The organism is Kaistia sp. 32K, from assembly GCF_016629525.1.
Lineage (GTDB): Bacteria > Pseudomonadota > Alphaproteobacteria > Rhizobiales > Kaistiaceae > Kaistia.
The window spans coordinates 715,128-733,302 of record NZ_AP024269.1; the positions used below are offsets into that span (position 1 = coordinate 715,128).

Genomic DNA, 18,175 nt, shown 5'->3' on the forward strand with positions numbered 1-18,175 from the left:
AAATCGATGCAATATTATTTGCGTCAATCGAATATTGTAGTTGAACCTTATTTCTATATTGGAGTGTCAAGCCGACGCTATGTCAAGCGAGGTTGCCTCCGAACCTTCGAAATTCGATCAACCCCGGGCGGCAAGCTCCTCGACGAGGCTCGCCGTATCGGTCTGGCGGCAATAGCCCTTGAAGGCGGCGAGCGCGTTGTCGTGCCGTTCGCGGCTATCCGTGGTGCAGGCATCGACCGGGCAGATCATGCGGAAGCCGCGATCGGCGCCGTCGCGGACGGTATGGTCGATGCACTGGTCGGTGAGGAAACCGGTGACGATGACGGTATCGATGCCGATGTTGCGCATCAGATATTCGAACACGGTGGAATTGAAGAGGCTGGACGAGGTCTTCGGCAGGATGATCTCGTCATCGCCGGGCTGCAATTCGCCGATGACCCGGGTCTCCGGCGAGCCGGGCGCGAAGTGAAAATTGGTCTGCTTGTAGTCGAGGCTGCGGTCGCGTCCGTCGCGGGTCAGGCTCTCGATCACGGTGAAGACGATCTCGGCGCCGCTCGTCCGGCCAGCGGCGATCAGGCGGGCGATGTTGGGGATCGCGACGTCGCGGGCGCTTTCGAAGAAATAGGGCCGCGCCGTCGCCGCGCCGGGATGGAAGATGCCGTCCTGCGTGTCGATGACGAGGATGGCGGTGCGCGCGGGATCGACGGGCGCGAGCCGTTCGGTGAGCGGCGCGCGGCTCATGTCCGGTCCCCGGTGAAGGTGGAATAGGCCTGCGAGAGCACGCGCTCGAGACGTTCCGCCCATTCGGCCTGGCCTTCGGCGGCGCCGATCAAATCCTGACGGATCTCGAATTCGACATAGGGCAGGCCGCGCTCCTCGCCATGGACGGGGATGGAATAGTCCTTCGCCATGTCGACGCCATAGGGCTCGTTGCGGCCGACGACGAGGTCCTCTTCCGCATCGAGCCCCGCCAGAACCGGCAGGGTGAAGCGGGTATCGGCGCCATAGCAGAGCCCGACATGCCAGGGGCGGTCGAACGGGCGGGCTCTGAGCGACGGCGTGAAGGAGTGCATCGAGACCAGGATGGTCGGAATGCCGGCGTCAGTGCGGGCGTCGAGGATCGCGACGATCTGGCGGTGATAGGGCTCGGCGATCTCGCGCAGGCGCAGCGCGCGCGCCTCGTCCGAAAGGCCGGCATTGCCGGGAATGACGGTGCCGTCGGAGACGAGGGCAATGCTGTCCGGCGAGGTGGTGCGGCGGTTGCACTCGACGACGAGGCGGGAATAGCGCTGGAAGATGAGCGGCGCGTCGAGCCGGTCGGCGAGGCGCTCGGCGACGCCGTAAATGCCGATGTCGATGCCGATGTGGCGCTCCAGCTCGGCCGGCTCCAGTTCGAGCCCGTCCAGCATCGCCGGCACGGCATTGCCGGCGTGATCGCAGATCAGCACGAAGGGCGAGGCGCCGTCCTCGTTACGGAGGCCGACCGGCTCGGGATCACCAGGGCCCAGCAGGCGGTTGGCGGCGTGGTGGGGCGCGGTCATCAATAGGCTCGCGCGTAGAGGCGGCAGAGTTCATCCATGTCGATGCCGGCCGTCATGCCGATTTCTCCGCGCTTGTGGATCAGATAGGCGTTGGCGAGCACCGGTCCGAGCCAGCCCATGGCAGCGCTGTCCGCCTGCAGCGCGTCGAGCGCTTCCTCGAGCGTGCGCGGCAGGTCGCCGATGCCGCGTTCGTCGCGCTGCGCCTGCGTCAGCGCGCCGGGATCGCCGCTGGAGATGAAGGGCGCCGGCAGCTTCTCGCGGATGCCGGCGAGGCCAGCATGGATCAGCATGCCGAGCTGCAGATAGGGGCTCGCGGTCGCGTCGGCGGCGCGGAATTCGAGATTGTAGCGCTTGGCGACGTCGACGCCCTCGACCTCGGGATAGGGGCAGATCCGCAGCAAGGCCTCGCGGTCGCGATCGGCGAGATTGGCGTAATAGGCCGACCAGGAGTGCGGCTTCAGCCGCTCGTAGGAAATGGCGCTGGGCGCGGCGATGGCGCAGAGCGCCTTGGCGTGTTTCAGGATGCCGGCGGCAAAGGAGGCGCCGACAGGGCTCAGCTTCCCGGGGCCGTCGGCGGCATAGGCAACGGGCTTGCCGGCGGCGTCGATCAGGCTGAAATGGATGTGGACGCCGTTGCCGACGATGCCGCGCGTCACTACCGGCGAGAAGGAGAGGTGGTGACCGTGCCGGCGCGCCACCGACCGGCCGATCTCGCGCAGCTTGACCGCCTCGTCGGCCGCGGTCAGCGCCAACGCCGGGTCTACGGTGATCTCGTATTGGCGCGGGCCGTATTCCGGCAGGAAGGTGTCGGGCGAAAGCCCGTTGGCGCGCAGCGCGCCGACAAAATCGCCGATGAAGGGTTCGAGCCCGCGCAGCGTGCTGGCGGCGTAGGAATCGCCCGGCCGCTCCTCGCCGCCGTCGATCCAGAATTCATGCTCGAAGCTCGCGAGCAGCCGGAGGCCGGTCTCGCTTTCGAGCGCTTCGATGGCGCCCTTCAGGAAGCCGCGCAGGCAGCAGTCCCAGCGCTCGCCCGCCATGGTCAGGATGTCGCCGAGGATGACGCGCTCGACGGTTCCGCCATCGCCATAGTCGAGGGTGATGTCGCCCTCGGGCACCGGCACCAGCATCAGATCGCCCTCGGCGCCGAAGGGCGTCGCCGGGATGCGGCCGAGGCAGTTGATCATGATGTTGGTCGGCGTCCAGCCGACGCCGAAGCGGCGCCTGCTTTCGAGTTCGCGTGCCGGAAAACCTTTGCCACGAACCTGCCCGGCAATATCGCTGCAGCAGACAGTGACGATCGTCTCACGCTCGATCGGCATGCATCCCCCGAATTCCCTCTGGCTTCGGCGCCGTCGCACGGGTTGACCCGCATCTGTTTCCGGCACGGAAGGAACGCTAGCATGCGTGACGAAAATTTTACAAGCCGACCATTTAGGCGGTGAAGCTGTAATTTTTCGCAATGCCAGCGGGGCGTTCGAGCTAGGGCATGAGCTTTGTGCGAACCGCCTCGATCGTCTCGAAACGGGCGCGGCCGATCGCCCATTGCCGTGCGTCGATCGACAGCGCCAGCGTCTCGACCAGCGCGATCAGACCGATCAGGCTGTCCCAGGGGGAGGGCAGGTCGACCTGGGCGCGCAGCACGATATCGGCGACCTGGGCGACATCCGACATCCAGCGATCGGTGAAGAGGGCTACGACCGCGCCGCGCTCCTTGGCGATCTCGGCGGTGAGGATGGTGTCTTGCTGGTAGCGGCGAATGTCGAACAGGATGACGACGTCGCGCTTGCGCAGGTCGGCCAGCTCATCCGCCCGGCGCGACAGCCCCTGCGAGAACAGCCGCACCCGGCTGCGCATCTTGCGCAGGTGGAATTCCAGGTGCCGCGCCGCCGGATCGGTGAAGTCGCCGCCGAGCAGGAAGATCTCGCGCCGCTCGTCGACGAGGAGGTCCGTCAGCCGCTCGATGTCGGCCGGGCTCGCCATGGCGAGCGAGTTCTCGACCGTGGTGACGAGGCTGCGGGCGAAATCGGCGAAGGGCGCCGTCTTGCCGTCGACATGCGGGCGGGTCAGCGGATACTCGGCCTGCGCCTCCATCTCCTCGCGCAGCGCACGGCGGAAATCGGCATAGCCGGAGAAGCCGAGCTTGGCGACGAAGCGCAGGATGGTCGGCGCGCTGACCTTGGCGCGCTCGGCGAAAAGTGCCACCGTCTCCATGCCGGTGGTCGGATAGCGGGCCAGCAGCGCCCGGGCGGCGCGCCGTTCGGCCTCGCTCAGCGACGCCATGCTGGCGGTCACGCGGTCGGCGAGCGTCGGCTTGTCGGTCCGGGGGCCGGTGGCCGGACTCTCGCCGTCTTGGCCACCCTGGCCTGCCGTATCCCGCGTCTCGCTCATGCCGTCTCCCTCTGCTCGCTCGCAGAATAATCCAATAACATTTCGACGGCATCTTCCCAGAACCGTAATCCTCATTACAGTATCGATGCGTCCAACCAGACTTCGTCTCCTGGGCCAGGCTGCCGCCTGATCCCAGGTCTCTTGCTCATGCCCTTTGCCGGAGTTGCCGATGACCGTCCTGCCACCGATCGACGCTCCCAACGGCGCGTATCGCGAGCGAAACTTCGTACCGGCGCGGACCGCGCTTCTCAATGTCGACATGCAGAACGGCGAGTTCAACGAGGAACTCCTGTTCCGCGCCCGCCTCGACGGCACGCCGGAAGCGAAGAAGCGCGCCTTCTACGAGCGGATCGCCGATGTCGTTATCCCGAACCAGGCGCGGCTGCAGGACGCGGCGCGGGCCGCCGGCATCGAGGTGATCTTCACGGTCATCGAAAGCCTGACGCAGGACGGTCGCGACCGCGGCCTTGACCACAAGATCTCCGGCCTGCACTGGCCGAAGGGTTCGTGGGAGGCGAAGCCGATCGAGGCGGTCGGGCCGCGCGGCGACGAGATCATCATCCCGAAGACGGCGTCGGGCATCTTCAACTGCACCAATCTCGAATATGTCCTGCGCAATCTCGGCATCGACTATCTGGTCATCTACGGCGTGGTCACCGACCAGTGCGTGGAATCCGCCATCCGCGACGCCGCCGATCGCGGCTTCCTGGTGACGCAGGTCGAGGATTGCTGCGCGGCCGACGCGCCCGGCAGCCACGAGGGTTCGATCGAGGCGATGCGCGGCCACTATTGCCGCACCCGCACGACCGACGAGGTGATCGCCGAGATCCAGGGCGCCTGAACGCACCCGATTGACCGCCTGCCATTCTCGAAGCCGCGATCCGGGGCGGCGCCGAACCCAGAGGGACCGCCATGTCCGACCAGCCGACGCTCTCGCACAACGAACTCCACGCCTGGGACCGGGATCATTTCTTCCATCCCTCGACCCACATGGCGCAGCATGCGCGCGGCGAGACGCCGAACCGCATCATCGCCGGCGGCGAGGGCGTCTACATCACCGATGTCGACGGCAGGCGCAGCCTCGATGCCTTCGCCGGCCTCTACTGCGTCAATGTCGGCTATGGCCGCACCAAGATCTCCGACGCGATCGCCCGGCAGGCGGCGGAGCTGCCCTATTACCACGCCTATGTCGGCCATGCCTCGGAGCCGTCGATCCGCCTCGCCAAGATGGTGATCGACCGCGCCCCCGCGCATATGAGCCGCGTTTTCTTCGGCCTCTCCGGCTCGGACGCCAACGAGACCAACATCAAGCTGGTCTGGTACGTCAACAACGTGCTGGGCCGGCCGGAAAAGAAGAAGATCATCTCGCGCTGGCGCGGCTATCACGGCTCCGGCGTCATGACCGGCAGCCTGACGGGGCTCGCCGCCTTCCACAATCTGTTCGATCTGCCGCGCGCGCCGATCCTGCATACCGAGGCGCCATATTTCTTCCGCCGCGCCGACCGCAGCCTCACCGAGGAGCAGTTCTCGCAGTTCTGCGCCGACCAGCTCGAGGCGATGATCCTGGCCGAGGGGCCGGAGACGATCGCTGCCTTCATCGGCGAGCCGGTGCTGGGCACGGGCGGCATCGTGCCGCCGCCGGACGGCTACTGGCCGAAGATCCAGGCGGTTCTCGACCGATACGACATCCTGCTGATCGCCGACGAGGTGGTGACGGCGTTCGGCCGGCTCGGCTCGATGTTCGGCTCGGATCACTACGGCATCAAGCCGGACCTGATCACCATCGCCAAGGGCCTGACCTCGGCCTATGCGCCGCTTTCCGGCGTCATCGTCTCGGAGAAGGTCTGGCGCATTCTGGAGCAGGGCTCCGACAATTTCGGCCCGATCGGCCATGGCTGGACCTATTCCTCGCATCCGCTCTGCACGGCGGCCGGCGTCGCAAATCTCGAGGTCGTCGACGAGCTGGACCTGGTCAACAACGCCCGCGACGTCGGCGCCTATTTCCGCAGTCGCCTCGCCGACGCGGTGGGGGACAAACGCATTGTCGGCGACGTGCGCGGCGAGGGGCTGCTGGCGGCGGTGGAGTTCGTCCGGGATCGCGACGACCGCGCCTTCTTTGAGGCGTCGGAGAAGGTGGGTCCGCGCATTGCCGCCGCTCTGCTGGAGCAGGGCGTCATCGGCCGCGCCATGCCGCAGGGCGATATCCTCGGCTTCGCGCCGCCGCTCTGCCTGACCCGCGAGGAGGCCGACATCGTCGTCGCGGCGACGGCCAAGGCGATCGACGAGGTCGCCGCCGCGCTCTGATCCGCACGACCCAACGGAAACGGCCGGCTCATCCTCGATGACCCGGCCGTTTCGTTATGTCGGTTCGGCGCTGGCAGCGCTTATTCGTCGATCCGGTTCAGCAGTTTCCCGCCCTCGGCGCGATGCAGATATTGCGAGCAGACCAGCCAGCCCTTGATCGGTCTCAAGAGTAACAAAGTCGGTAGCAGCAGGATCGGCAAGGTCGTGATGAGGTGAACCCAGAGGGGAGCCTCGTATTTGAACTGGATCCAGAGCGCGAAGACCACGGCCGGAACCGCGCCGATGAACTGCGCGAAGAAGGCCGGTCCGTCGGCCGGATCGGCGAAGGAAAAGTCGAGGCCGCAGACCTCGCAGCGCGGGGCAAGCTTGAGCCAGCCGCTGAAGATATGGCCGGACTGACAGCGCGGGCAACGGCCGGAAATGCCGAGCCGGAAGGCCTGGCGGTATGGGGAGTCGGTTTCGCTCATGGCGATCCTTTGGGTGCTTTCGGGCAGGCCTGCCTGCCGGACGGATTGGCTCGCTGGCTTCGGAATGACCCTGGCGCAGTGTGCCGGAGGCGGGCAACTCTGCTGGTCGCGCCTGCCTTTTGATCTCCGATGATCAAAATATAGCCTTTATCGCCGCGTCATGCGAGGCGACGAAATGTAGCCGTCACACATCTCGGGGAGCGGTCGGCGGGGAGTGCCGTCTGCCTGCCTGTATCCATGGTTGTGCCCATGGCGGATGCATCTGGATCGCTGATGGGAGGGCGTATCAGGTATCGCCGGGATCGCGGTCGAACTCGTCATCGTCCTCGTCTAGCTCTTCCTCGTCTTCCGGCAGGTCGACGGCATCGCGCATCGGGCGGCCGTCCGTATCGATCAGATTGTCGAGAAACGCCTGGTTGGCGCGATCGTCGATCTCAGGCACGGCGTGCTCGGGCACGTCGCGGCTCGGCGGCATCGGATCGGGAAGCGGCTTCTTCGGATCCATCCATGTCTTCCTTTGCTGAAATCGGGACGAACGCCAACGCTCGCAGACGCGAAAGCGTCGCCGTGGGTTCGCCCGAACGTGCCCGTCGTCTAGCCGGTGAGCAGATCGTCCTGCACGCGCAGCCCCCTGGCCAGCAGGCGCAGGGCGTCCTTCGAAATCATCCAGCCGGTCTCGCAGCGAGTGATCTGGGTCAGCGCGACGCCGGTGCGGTCGGCCAGATCCGTTTGGCTGATGCAGCGCCATTCACGGATCGCCTTCAGCGGATGTTCGCCTGCAGCAATCTTGTCCATGACATGGCTCGGGAGCGCGGCCGTATCGCGCGGTCCCACATTGGGCTGCTGACGGAAATGACGAAGCTCCATCTCTCCCTCCCAATCAACGGCATACGGATGCCGTTAGGTAAGAGGAACGCACGAAATCACGAAATGTTCCAGTGTTTTCATGCGCCCGGAGCTTCAACTTTCGATGCGGCTCAGACCGGGGCGAGCCCGGCCCGGGCGCGGAATTCCGCCTCGCGAACGTCGAGCGCGCGGCCCGCGAGATCGTCGGCGGCTTCCGAGCAGAGATAGACGATTGCCCGCGCCGGATCGTCGACCGAGGCGAGGGTCTCGCGCGGCAGCTTGCTCACCGGGCCGACGCCGGAGGCGCGGATGACGCCCTGCATGTCGGTGTCGACGATGCCCGGCGAGAAGCCGAAGACGCGGATGCCGCGCGCGCCATATTCGAGCGCGACCGACTGGGTCACCATGGCGAGCCCGGCCTTGCCGGCGCAATAGGCGCTCCAGCCTTCCATCGGCCGATGCGCCGCGCCGGAGGAGAGGTTGACGATGGTGCCGCGTCCCCGCGCCAGCATGGCCGGCAGCACCGCGCGGATCACCGCGACGGCGCCGACGAGGTTGGCGTTCACGCTGGCGGCCCAGGCGGCCGGATCGGTCTCGTGCAGCAGGCCGATCGGCTGCACCACGCCGGCATTGTTGACCAGGAGGGTCGGCGCGCCGACCCGGGCGGTCGCTTCTTTGACGGCCGCGTCGACCGAGTCGGCATCGGAAACGTCGCAGGCAACCGCTATGGCGCGACCCTCGGCGCAGCGCGCCGCGGTCGCCTCGGCGTCGGCGAGCCGGCGCGCCGTGACGACAACCGTGGCGCCGGCATCGCTAAGCGCGATCGCCGCGGCGGCGCCGATGCCGCCCTTGGCGCCCGTGACGAACGCGATCTCTCCGTCGAGCATGTCAGCTCACTCCTAGTCCATGTGCCATTGCAGCGGCAGCATATAGGCGAAACCGGTGCGCGGGTCGCCCTCGAGCTTCATGATCGGCGCCATCGCCTCGCCCCAGCGCTTGTTGACCGGATCGTCGCGGAGATAGGCGATGGTCTTCTGGAGATCGTCGGTCTCGAAATAGCCGATCAGCTTCAAGCCCAAGCGGAAGATCGAATAGTTACGGATGCCGGCCGCCTTCAGCGTCTCCAGCATCTCCGGCCAGATCTCGTCATGCGCCTTCTTGTATTCCTCCTCGCAGCCGGGACGGACTTCGAGAACCCAGGCGTGATGTCCCATTTTCTTCCTCTCAGGCGAGATAATCGTGAACGATGCGGCCGGGCACGAGCGTGAAATCGGCCTTCCAGTGCAGGCCGTCCAGCATGTCGACCACCGGCAGGCGGTGGATCGGCGCCTGCGCGTTCGGGCGGAGCTCGACCGTGCAGGGCCCGCCCCAGCATTCGTGTACGACCACGTTGGAAAGCCGCCGCGCCGTCAGCTGCCGGATGGCCGGGCGCTGGTCGATGTGGTCGATGACCTTCAGGTTGATGTTCTCGGCGAAGTCGAAATGCCGGTTGAGGCTGGCCAGCGTATCGGTGCGCTGCTTGTAGGGGAGCGTGCCGGTCAGGACGTCGATGCCGTTCCGCGCCACCGTGCCGACCACGAGGTCGCCGCGCAGCTCCAGCTTCGGCTCGCCGTATTTCTTCGGCTGGCCGTGCAGTTCGCGGCCATGCACGACGCCGGCATCCGAGGAGAGGAAAAGGTAGGGCGAATAGGAGCCTTCGGCGACGCCGGGCAGGCGGCAGCCGAGCGAGACGTTGCTCTCGCCATAGGGGCCGAGCCATTCGGTGTCGTTCATCCGGTAGATGTGCGCCATGACGATGTCGCTGGTCGGCTCCAGCGGCGGCGGCAGCAGCCGCGCGACGGCCGCCTCGGTCGTCCGCCAGACCAGCGTCAGCACGTCGACATTGCGGAAGGTGAACGGATAGGGCGGCACCATCGGCGCGTCCCAGGGCGTCGAGAAGCCCGGCTTCAGGATGTCCTCGACGGTCAGGCGGTCGAGGCCGCCATTGCGCAGGTCCTTGCTCATTCCGTTGCATCCTGCGCGAAGCGCGCTTCCTTGGGCGGCGCGATGCCGTAGCCGACGAAGCCGCCCGTCACGTTGATCAGTTCGCCGGTGACGAAGGAGGCTTCCGGCGAGGTGACATAGGAGACGGCGGCGGCGACGTCGGCCGGCCGGCACCAGCGGCCGACCGGGATCGTCTTCAGTACCTGCGCCTCGAACGCCTCCCAGGAGAGGCCGAGCTTCTCCGCCTTCTCGCGAAACTGCTTCTCCATGCCGGTGCCGGGGCCGACATGGCCGGGCGCGACGCCGTTCACGGTGATGCCATAGGCGGCGAGCTCGACAGCGAGGCACTGGGTCAGGCCCCAGAGCGCGTTCTTCGAGGCAATGTAGGCGCTGGAATAGGGATTGCCGAAATTGAGCCGGGTGATGATGTTGACGATGCGGCCGCGCTCAGTGCGCATCATTGCCCGCGCCGCCGCGCGGCACGTCAGGAACGGCCCGCGCGCGTTGACGCTCTGGATCCGGTCCCATTCCTCCGGCGTCGTGTCGACGACCAGCTTCTGCAAATGGATGCCGGCGGCGTTGACGAGGATGTCGAGGCGGCCATGCTGGTCGAGCACCGTCTCGAAGGCCTCGTCGACCGAGTTGGCGTCGGTGATGTCGATGCCGACGGCGCTGCCGCCGATCTCCGCCGCGACCTCGGCCGCCAGTCCCTCGTTGTGATCCGCCGCGACGACGTGATAGCCGTCCGCCGCCAATCGCCGGACGATCTCGGCGCCGATGCCGCCGGCGCCGCCGGTCACGAGCGCAATGCCTTTTGCCGTCACGCCAGCCACTCCCTCACGCAGTCGCGCATGTCGACGGTCTCGGTGAGCACGTCGTCATGCAGCCCGTCCATGTAGCCCTGATGCACATATTCGATGGCCAGATAGCCGTCATAACCGGCGGCCCGGAGCGTGCCGAGCATGGCGCCGAAATTGATCGTGCCGAGCGAGAGCTTGCATTGCAGCACGCCCATCCGCGCCTGGCGGAGATGAACATGGGCGGCATGCGGCGCCAGCACGTCGATCTCCTCCTGCCGGTAGCCGAGGCAGACGAAATGCGCGTAGTCGAGCGCGAGCTTCAGCCCGGGCACGCGGTCGAGCAGCTCGAGCACCAGCGTCGGGCTTTCGAGATAGGAATGGACATGCGGCTCGATGGTGAGCTGGATGCCCTCCGGCGCCGCGATCGCCACCAGCCGACGCAGGCTTTCCGCCGATTCCGCCAGGGCGCTCGCGCGATCCTGGCCGGGATTGACCACGCCCGGCAGCACGAAGACGCTGCCGAGGCCGGCGCGTTTCGCGAAGCGCACAACCCTTCGGAAATCCGCCTCGTTCTGCTCGCGATGGCGGGGATCGGCGAGATTGCGGTCCGACAGCGAGTTGCCGAACAGATGGTAGAGATTGGGCAGCGCGACGCCGAGCTTCAGCACGCGCTCCGCCATGCCGTCCGGGTCGGCGATCAGCGCCTCCTTGTCGAGGCCGGGCTTGTAGAAATAGCCCAAGTCGAGCGCGCCGATGCCGAGCAGGCGGGAGAGCCCCGCCGCCTCGTCCAGCGTCAGGCTGCGCAGCGACCAGGTGGTGAGCGAGAGTTTCATGCGCGTCAGACCTTCTCGACGCGGCCGCTCTCGGCCGACCGGTAGAGCGCATCCAGCACCTCGACGGCGCGCATGCCGACAATTCCGGGCGAGGCATTGTGCGGGTGGAGGCCGCGGCAGATGTCGATCAGCAAATTGACCGGCTCGATGCAGCTATAGGCGCCGGCGCCGGCCGCGATCGGCACGATCTCGTCCGTGCCGTCGCGGCGGCTGACCTCCAGCCGCTCGCGCTCGACGTCGAGCAGCAGCATGCCTTCGGAGCCGAAGATGCGCAGGTCGATCTGGAAGCCGCGATGCTTCGGCACGGTGGACGAGCCGGAGAGCGAGCCGGTGGCGCCATTGGCGAAGCGGACGACGGCGGCGTCATAATAGTCGACGCCGCTCGGCGAGCGGCCGACCATGGCGAAGACTTCCTCCGGCGCGATGTCGGCGATCTTGAACAGCAGGCCGAGCGCGTGCACCAGCTGGCCCCAGCCATAGCCGCCGGCCCGCTTCGGGTCGGCCCAGGTCGAGGCCGGCGGACGGAACATCGCGCCCTCGGTTTCCTTCATCGGCTCGCCGGCCATCAGGTCGCCGAGGGCCGAGGCCATCTGCAGCACGACGTGCTCGACCTTGCCGATCTTGCCAGAGGCGACGAGTTCGGCGGCGCTGGCGCTGAAATGCTTGAAGTTCCAGCCATAGGGCACGACGATCTCGCGGCCGCGCTCTGAAGCGGCGGCGACGATCTCGCGCGCGTCTGATGCCGTGGTGGCGAGCGGCTTCTCGACCAATACGTGGCAGCCGGCCTTTATCGCGGCGAGCGCATGCTCGTGGTGCAGCACATGCGGCGAGGCGATGATGACGCCGTCGAGCGGCACCTCGCGCAGCATCGCGGCATAGTCTTCATAGCCGTGCTCGATGCCGAAGCGGTCCTGGATCTGTTTGAGCTCCGCTTTGCCCAGCCGGTTGACGGCGACCAGCTCGCAATGCGGGTTGTCCCTGAGCGCCGGGATGTGGTTCTCGACCGCCCACCATCCCGCGCCGATGATGCCGATCCGCGCGCGTTTCATGAGTTTCGTTCCATCAGGGAGTGATATCCATGGCGTTGACTGTCGAGAGGTGCACGTTGGTCATGTGCTGAACCATTGCCGCCTCGGCGGCATCCGGGTCGCGCGCCGCCAGCGCCGCGACGATCAGTTCGTGATCCTGGAAGGATTGGCTGAGGACACCCGGCGTTTCGGCGGCGATCCGCCGGTATTCCATGCCGAGGATGTAGAGCGAGGTCGAGACGCGCACGAGAAACGGGTTGCCCGTGGCGTCCGACAGGACGCGGTGGAACTCGACGTCGGAGACGCGAAAACCGATGGGATCGTTGATCAGCCCGCGCTGGACGAGGAGCATGTTCTTCATCCGCGTCAGATCCTCAGGCGTGATCCGCTCGGCAGCCATCCGTCCGATACCGCCGTCGATCAGCTTTCGCGACTCGTAGAGGGCGTTGACGTTCTGCTCGTTGAGCGTGATCAAGAGCTGCAGCGGACCGAGCAGATCGGACGCCTCGAGCGACGACACATAGATGCCGCCGCCCTGCCTGACCTTGAGCACGCCGAGGATCTGCAATCCCCGGAGCGCTTCGCGGACGCTGGGACGGCTGACCTGCATGGCCGCCGCCAGCTCGCGTTCGGGCGGAAGTTGGTCGCCCGGCCTCAGGTTCTTCGTCCGCACCAGGTCGAGCAGCTTCTTGGCAACCTGTTCGGCTACCGAGCTGCGCTCGATCGGTTCGAAATCGGCCGGGATCATCTCCGCCATCCTATTCCCCCAGCGCGCGGGTTCGGATCTGGTCGAGGCTGACCGCCAGCATCAGCACGACACCACGGGTGACATCCTGCCAGAAGCTGGAAACATCAAGCAATGTCAGGCCGTTGTTGAGCGTGCCGAGGATCAGTACGGCGAGCAGCGTGCCCCAGACGCTGCCGCGGCCACCGTTCAGACTGGTGCCACCGAGAATGATCGCGGCGATGACGGTGAGGAGCTGCGAGCCGGCCGCCGTCGGGCCGGCGGCGCCGAGCATCGCCCCGAGGATAGTGCCGGCGACGGCGCCCGAAATGGCCGAGATGACGTAGAGGATGATGACGGTCTTCTCGAGCGGGATGCCGATCAGCCGCGACGCCTCGGCATTGCCGCCGGCGGCATAGATGTAGCGGCCGAAGCGCATGCGGGTCATGACGACCCAGAGCCCGACGAAGGTCACCATCATCAGGATGAACGGGATCGGGATGCCGACGACGCGGCCGGAGCCCACCCAGTTGAAACCCGGCACCATCAGCGGCCGGGTCAGGCCGCCGGTCAGCACCAGCGCGATGCCGGAGATGATGCTCATCATGCCGAGCGTCACGATCAGCGGGTTGAGGCGGAGGCGCGTCGTAAACAATCCGTTAACCACGCCGATCGCCGCGGCGACGAGGATGGCGATGGCAACCGCGATCCAGATCGGGACGCCCATGCCGAACAGCATCGAGATGACGACGCCGGTCAGGCCGGCGATCGCCGCGACCGAGAGATCCAAGCCGCCGGCGATGATCAGCGGCGTGCCGGCCGCCGCCATCAGGCCGATATAGGCGACGTTGCCGCCGATCTGCAGCATGTTCCTGAGCGTCAGGAAGAAGGGCGACAGGACCGAGAAGACGGCGATCAGGATCAGGTAGAAGATCGCCAGCATCGCGACGCCGGACCAGGGCTGCCCGAGCAGGGCGGACATCCGCTCCCTGGCGCCGCCGGCGGCATGTGTTTCGACTGAATGGGCCATGGAATGAAGTCCTTCAGGTGGCCTGGAAGGCAGGATCGTTGCCGGTTGCGGCCATGAGCTCGGCCGGCTTGGCGCCGCGTTCGAATTCGCCGACGAGGCGGCCGCGATCGAGCACCAGCGAGCGGTCGCTGATGCCGGCGACTTCCTCGACGTCGGAGGAGAGGATCAGCACCGCGTAGCCGCGGTTCGCGAGCTCCCGCAGCTTGCCGTAGATCTCGCGCCTGGCGCCGACATCGACGCCGCGGGTCGGCTCCTCGAGGATCAGCAGGCGCACGCCCTCGACCAGCCAGCGCGCGATGCAGACCTTCTGCTGGTTGCCGCCGGAAAGGGTGCGGATCTTCTGCTCGGGGCCGCGCGTGCGGATGCCGAGCTCGCCGATCCAGCGGATGGCGTGTTGGGCCTCCTCGTCCTTCGACACGAACAGGCCGCGCTCGAAGCGCTCCTCGAAGGGAAGGGCGATGTTTTCGCGCACCGTCAGGTCGGCGACGATGCCTTCCTTCTTGCGCTCGGCCGCGACGAAGCCGATGCCGGCGAGCTTGCCGGCGCGGGCGCTCATCGGCCGGTAGCTGTGGCCCGCGAGGCGGACATCCGCCGTCTTGAGCGGGCCGAGCGCGCCATAAAGCGCGCGGCCGAGCACTTCGACGCCGGAGCCGACCAGGCCGAAGATGCCGAGGATCTCGTTCTGACGCAGCGTGAAGGAGATGTCGTCCAGCTTGCGCGGGATGCTGAGCTTCTCGACGTTCAGGATCTCGGCGCCGGGGGCGCCGGGCGTGCCGACGTCGTAGAGGTCGTCGACCGTGTTGCCGAGCATGGCGGCGAGCACTTCGGCGCGCCTTGTGTCGGCGGTGTTGAACGTGCCGGCGTTGCGGCCGTCGCGCAGCACGACGATGCGGTCCGAGATCTCGAACACTTCCGAGAGGTAGTGCGAGATGTAGATGACCGAGACCCGGTTCTCCTTCAGGCGGCGGATGATCTTGAAGATCATCTTCGCTTCCTGCTCAGTCAGCGCCGCCGTCGGCTCGTCCATGACGAGGATGCTCGCATTGCCGGCCAGCGCGCGGGCGATCTCGACGATGCGCTGCTCGGCGACGGAGAGCCGCTTCACCAGCATGTCGGGCAGGATGTCGGCGAAGCCGAGCTGGTCGAGCAATTCGCGCGAGCGGATGCGCATCGCGTCCTTGTCGACCTGCAGGATGCCGAACCTGCGCCTCAGCGGCATGTCGCCGAGGAAGATGTTCTCGGCCACCGTCATGTCCGGCATGACGGAGATTTCCTGCGGCAGCAGCTTGATGCCGGCGGCGACCGCGGCGGCTGGATCCTTGAAATCCACCTCCTCGCCGTCGATGCGGATCGTGCCGCCGTCGCGGCTGTAGAGGCCGGTCAGGATTTTCATCAGGGTCGACTTGCCGGCGCCGTTGGAGCCGAGCAGGGCGACGACCTCGCCGGGTTCGACGCTGAGATCGACATGGGTGAGCACCGGCACGCGTCCGAAGGACTTGCCGATGCCGTGCATGCCGAGGCGGGGAACATTGGTCGCCATGCGGCCCTTCCTGAAATCAAAGAGAAGAAGGCGGGCGCACTGGGCGCGCCCGCCGGCCGATCCGATCAGTTGGTCGGGATCAGATTCTGGTAGTCGGCGAGATCGGGCAGCGTCCGGATCTCGGCCAGGTGCTTCTCGAAGGCGGCCTGCGGGAACTCGAACTTGATCGGGTCCTTGCCTTCGGCGCAGGCGAACTTGTCGTAGAAGGTGCAGACATTGTCCTTGGTCACCATGACGTGGTTGACCAGGACCGTATCCGGCACTTCCTTGCCGGCGAGCTGCATCAGCGCCAGCGGGATCAGGTAGTTGCCGTAGCGCTCGGGGAAGTAGCCGACCGACGACACGAAGCTCGGCTCGTCGATCATGTTCTGGATCTCGTCGGCGCCCATGCCGACGACGATCAGGTCCGCCTCGCGGCCGGCCTGCTTGACGGCGCGCAGCATGCCGGTCGCCGCCTGGTCGTTGATCGCCGTCACCATGATCGGCGCGCCTTCGGGGATGCGCCCGATGACGTTGTTCATCTGGGTGAAGCTCTCTTCGAGCGTGTTCTTGGTGTCGATCTTGATGATGTGATCGTCCGCGAAACCGTCGACGGCGGCCTTGAAGCCGGCGACCTGGCCGCCGGTGCGCATGGCGGGAATGGCGCCCGATTGCGGCAGTTCGCCGACGACGAAGTAGCCTTGCTTGACCTTGTCGGCGCCGAACTTGGCGATCGCCGCTTGGCCGAGATAGGCGCCGCCCATGAAGCCGGAGCGCGGGTTGTTGGCGCCGAAGAAGGTGGCGCCCGGCATCGGGATGTCGATCGCCACCACCTTGGTGTTGGCGTCGTTCATCTGCTGCATGATCGTGGCGCCGAAATTGGCGTCGGTCTGGAATTCGGTGACGTGGTCGACCTGGCGCTGCAGGAAGCTCTGCGCGTTGGCGAGCGCGGTGGCGCCGTCGAGGCGGTTGTCGGCGACCTGGAGCTCGATGCCGGCCGCCTTGGCGTTCTCGAGCATGCCGTTCTCGACCTTCAGGCAGAACGACACGTCGCGCTGCAGATTGGCGAAGCCGAGGACGAGGTTCTTGCCATTGTTGGGCTTATGGGCGGCGGTGGCGTCGGCCACCATGGCCTTGAGCTGGTCGGCGCTCAACATGGCGCCGTCGAATTTCGCCGGGTCGAACCCGTGGAAATCCTCGGCATAGGCGGCGCTGCCGAGCAGCAGCGTCATGACGGCCGCGCCGGCGACGCGGCGCATGGCATCGAACGGAATCCGAGCGTTCATTGGAATCTCCTCCCTCAAAGAGCATTCAGAATTGGTAAGGCCAATTTCTTATTGCCGTAAAACAAGCACGACATTTCACCTCACGCAAGCGTCACGTTGAAATAATTGGCCTGACCAATTTGATTGACGCCTCTCCGGTTTTGCCTCTAGCCTTGACGGAAAGTGCCGCTCGAAAAGCGCGGTCATGGGGAGGAATTTCGCATGCGTCTCGGCGGAGCTGAGTGCTTTGTGCTGCGTTGGCCGGAGCCGAATGATTTCGGCCACGACCGGATGACGCTGCTGGTCCGGGTCGACACGACGTCCGGAATCTCCGGCTGGGGCGAGGCCATCGCCATGTGGCCGGAAGCGCTGCGGGCGACGGAAACGGTGATCCGCGACGGTCTGCTGCCGCTGCTCGCCGAGCGCGACCTTTCCGATGTCGAAGGCTGCTGGCAGGCGATGAAGAACCATTGCTGGTGGTACGGCGAGGGCGGCATCGCCTCGATGGCCATCTCGGCGATCGACATGGCGCTCTGGGATTTGAAGGCGAAGGAAGCCGGCAAGCCGCTGGTCGATCTCTTCGGCCGCCATCACCAGTCCCTGCCGGTCTGCGCCAGCCTGCACGTCAACCAGGCGACGATCGACGACAGCGTCCGCGACATCGCCGGCCACATCGCGAACGGCTTCCGCTCGACCAAGCTGGGCCTTGGCAAACGCGGCCTGTCGCGCGCCGGCCGCGATCCCGACTACGACGTGGCGCTGGTCGCGGCGCTGCGCGCGGCGATCGGGCCGGAGGCCGGCATCATGGTCGACGCCGGCAACGGCACGAAATGGGATCTCCACACCGCCATCCGGACGGTGAAGCGGATGGAGGAATCCGCCATTGCCTGGATCGAGGAGCCTTTCCTGCCCGGCCAGGTCGCCGACCACATCGCCTTGAAGGCCGCCGTCGCGACGCCGGTCGCCGTCGGCGAGCGCGAGTTCACCGTCGCCGGCTACCAGCGCTGGCTCGATACGGGCGCTGCCGACGTGCTCGGCCTCGATCCCGCCCGCATCGAGGGCGTCACCGGCTTCCGCAAGGCCGCCGCCGTCATCGAGGCGGCCGGCAGGACCGTGAACGCGCATGCCTGGAGCACGGCGGTCCTGACCGGCGCCAGCCTGCATCTGTCGCTCGCCTCAAAGGCGGCCGAGCTGTTCGAGCTGAAGCCGCTGCCGGGGCCGATGCAGTTCGACCTCGTCGACGAGCCCTTCTGGCACGAGAACGGCCTCATCGCGGCGCCGAACTGCCCCGGCCACGGCGCCGAACCGCGCGCCGATGTTCTTGCTCGCTACCGGGTGAACTGAGGCGGGCAGGGAGGATGGTCGATAGACCCTCACCCCAACCCTCTCCCGCAAGCGGGCGAGGGAGCAGGCTGAGCCCGGTCTCGATGCATCTGCCACACCGGCC

General features: G+C 66.6%; 20 protein-coding genes. 3 read left to right on the plus strand and 17 right to left on the minus strand.

Annotated features, from left to right (window positions below):
* Positions 1-117: 117 nt before the first annotated feature.
* From K32_RS03065 to K32_RS03080, 4 genes are all read right to left on the minus strand, one after another.
* Positions 118-741 carry an isochorismatase family cysteine hydrolase gene (locus tag K32_RS03065; RefSeq protein ID WP_201402611.1) on the minus strand — a complete coding sequence of 208 codons (624 nt, stop codon included), beginning with the start codon at positions 739-741 and terminating at the stop codon, positions 118-120.
* Positions 738-1,541: an N-formylglutamate amidohydrolase gene (locus K32_RS03070; protein WP_201402612.1), complete on the minus strand. Its 804-nt coding sequence runs from the start codon at positions 1,539-1,541 to the stop codon at positions 738-740. The genes K32_RS03065 and K32_RS03070 overlap by 4 nt, the downstream gene beginning before the upstream one ends.
* Positions 1,541-2,860: a glutamine synthetase family protein gene (locus K32_RS03075; protein ID WP_201402613.1), complete on the minus strand. Its 1,320-nt coding sequence runs from the start codon at positions 2,858-2,860 to the stop codon at positions 1,541-1,543. Before K32_RS03075 ends, K32_RS03070 begins: the two co-directional genes overlap by 1 nt.
* A 160-nt stretch (positions 2,861-3,020) precedes the next feature.
* Complete coding sequence (locus tag K32_RS03080) at positions 3,021-3,929, minus strand: MurR/RpiR family transcriptional regulator (protein WP_201402614.1); 909 nt, start codon at positions 3,927-3,929, stop codon at positions 3,021-3,023.
* 169 nt (positions 3,930-4,098) lie between these two features.
* Here K32_RS03080 and K32_RS03085 point away from each other — a divergent pair, with 169 nt between their 5' ends.
* Positions 4,099-4,770, plus strand: coding sequence for a cysteine hydrolase family protein (locus K32_RS03085; RefSeq protein WP_201402615.1), 672 nt, complete (start codon positions 4,099-4,101; stop codon positions 4,768-4,770).
* Between the two features lie 71 nt (positions 4,771-4,841).
* Entirely contained in the window at positions 4,842-6,233 is a 1,392-nt protein-coding gene (locus K32_RS03090; RefSeq protein WP_201402616.1) for an aspartate aminotransferase family protein, read from the plus strand.
* An 80-nt stretch (positions 6,234-6,313) separates the two neighbouring features.
* On the opposite strand, the gene K32_RS03095 is transcribed toward K32_RS03090, so the two are convergent.
* The 13 genes from K32_RS03095 to K32_RS03155 all read right to left on the minus strand — a co-directional run bounded on the left by K32_RS03095 (position 6,314) and on the right by K32_RS03155 (position 16,749).
* Positions 6,314-6,700, minus strand: a complete 387-nt coding sequence (locus K32_RS03095) for a DUF983 domain-containing protein (protein WP_201402617.1) — start codon at positions 6,698-6,700, stop codon at positions 6,314-6,316.
* 286 nt (positions 6,701-6,986) lie between these two features.
* Positions 6,987-7,205: a hypothetical protein gene (locus K32_RS03100; protein ID WP_201402618.1), complete on the minus strand. Its 219-nt coding sequence runs from the start codon at positions 7,203-7,205 to the stop codon at positions 6,987-6,989.
* Between the two features lie 89 nt (positions 7,206-7,294).
* Positions 7,295-7,567: a helix-turn-helix transcriptional regulator gene (locus tag K32_RS03105; protein ID WP_201402619.1), complete on the minus strand. Its 273-nt coding sequence runs from the start codon at positions 7,565-7,567 to the stop codon at positions 7,295-7,297.
* A 110-nt stretch (positions 7,568-7,677) separates the two neighbouring features.
* On the minus strand, positions 7,678-8,433 hold the full coding sequence (locus tag K32_RS03110) for an SDR family NAD(P)-dependent oxidoreductase (RefSeq protein WP_201402620.1): 756 nt from the start codon (positions 8,431-8,433) through the stop codon (positions 7,678-7,680).
* A gap of 12 nt (positions 8,434-8,445) precedes the next feature.
* Positions 8,446-8,760 (minus strand): L-rhamnose mutarotase, encoded by a 315-nt coding sequence (locus tag K32_RS03115; protein WP_201402621.1) that lies wholly within the window; start codon positions 8,758-8,760, stop codon positions 8,446-8,448.
* Positions 8,761-8,770: 10 nt separating this feature from the next.
* On the minus strand, positions 8,771-9,550 hold the full coding sequence (locus K32_RS03120) for an acetoacetate decarboxylase (RefSeq protein ID WP_201402622.1): 780 nt from the start codon (positions 9,548-9,550) through the stop codon (positions 8,771-8,773).
* Positions 9,547-10,353, minus strand: a complete 807-nt coding sequence (locus K32_RS03125; RefSeq protein WP_201402623.1) for an SDR family NAD(P)-dependent oxidoreductase — start codon at positions 10,351-10,353, stop codon at positions 9,547-9,549. The genes K32_RS03120 and K32_RS03125 overlap by 4 nt, the downstream gene beginning before the upstream one ends.
* Positions 10,350-11,162: a sugar phosphate isomerase/epimerase gene (locus tag K32_RS03130; RefSeq protein WP_201402624.1), complete on the minus strand. Its 813-nt coding sequence runs from the start codon at positions 11,160-11,162 to the stop codon at positions 10,350-10,352. The genes K32_RS03125 and K32_RS03130 overlap by 4 nt, the downstream gene beginning before the upstream one ends.
* A 5-nt stretch (positions 11,163-11,167) precedes the next feature.
* Positions 11,168-12,211: a Gfo/Idh/MocA family protein gene (locus K32_RS03135; RefSeq protein ID WP_201402625.1), complete on the minus strand. Its 1,044-nt coding sequence runs from the start codon at positions 12,209-12,211 to the stop codon at positions 11,168-11,170.
* A 13-nt stretch (positions 12,212-12,224) separates the two neighbouring features.
* Positions 12,225-12,947, minus strand: a complete 723-nt coding sequence (locus K32_RS03140) for a FadR/GntR family transcriptional regulator (RefSeq protein WP_201402626.1) — start codon at positions 12,945-12,947, stop codon at positions 12,225-12,227.
* Position 12,948: 1 nt separating this feature from the next.
* Positions 12,949-13,944: an ABC transporter permease gene (locus tag K32_RS03145; RefSeq protein ID WP_201402627.1), complete on the minus strand. Its 996-nt coding sequence runs from the start codon at positions 13,942-13,944 to the stop codon at positions 12,949-12,951.
* A gap of 13 nt (positions 13,945-13,957) precedes the next feature.
* Entirely contained in the window at positions 13,958-15,484 is a 1,527-nt protein-coding gene (locus tag K32_RS03150; protein WP_201402628.1) for a sugar ABC transporter ATP-binding protein, read from the minus strand.
* Positions 15,485-15,549: 65 nt separating this feature from the next.
* Complete coding sequence (locus tag K32_RS03155; RefSeq protein ID WP_201402629.1) at positions 15,550-16,749, minus strand: sugar ABC transporter substrate-binding protein; 1,200 nt, start codon at positions 16,747-16,749, stop codon at positions 15,550-15,552.
* 201 nt (positions 16,750-16,950) lie between these two features.
* Here K32_RS03155 and K32_RS03160 point away from each other — a divergent pair, with 201 nt between their 5' ends.
* Positions 16,951-18,072: a mandelate racemase/muconate lactonizing enzyme family protein gene (locus tag K32_RS03160; RefSeq protein WP_244669814.1), complete on the plus strand. Its 1,122-nt coding sequence runs from the start codon at positions 16,951-16,953 to the stop codon at positions 18,070-18,072.
* Positions 18,073-18,175 lie beyond the last annotated feature (103 nt).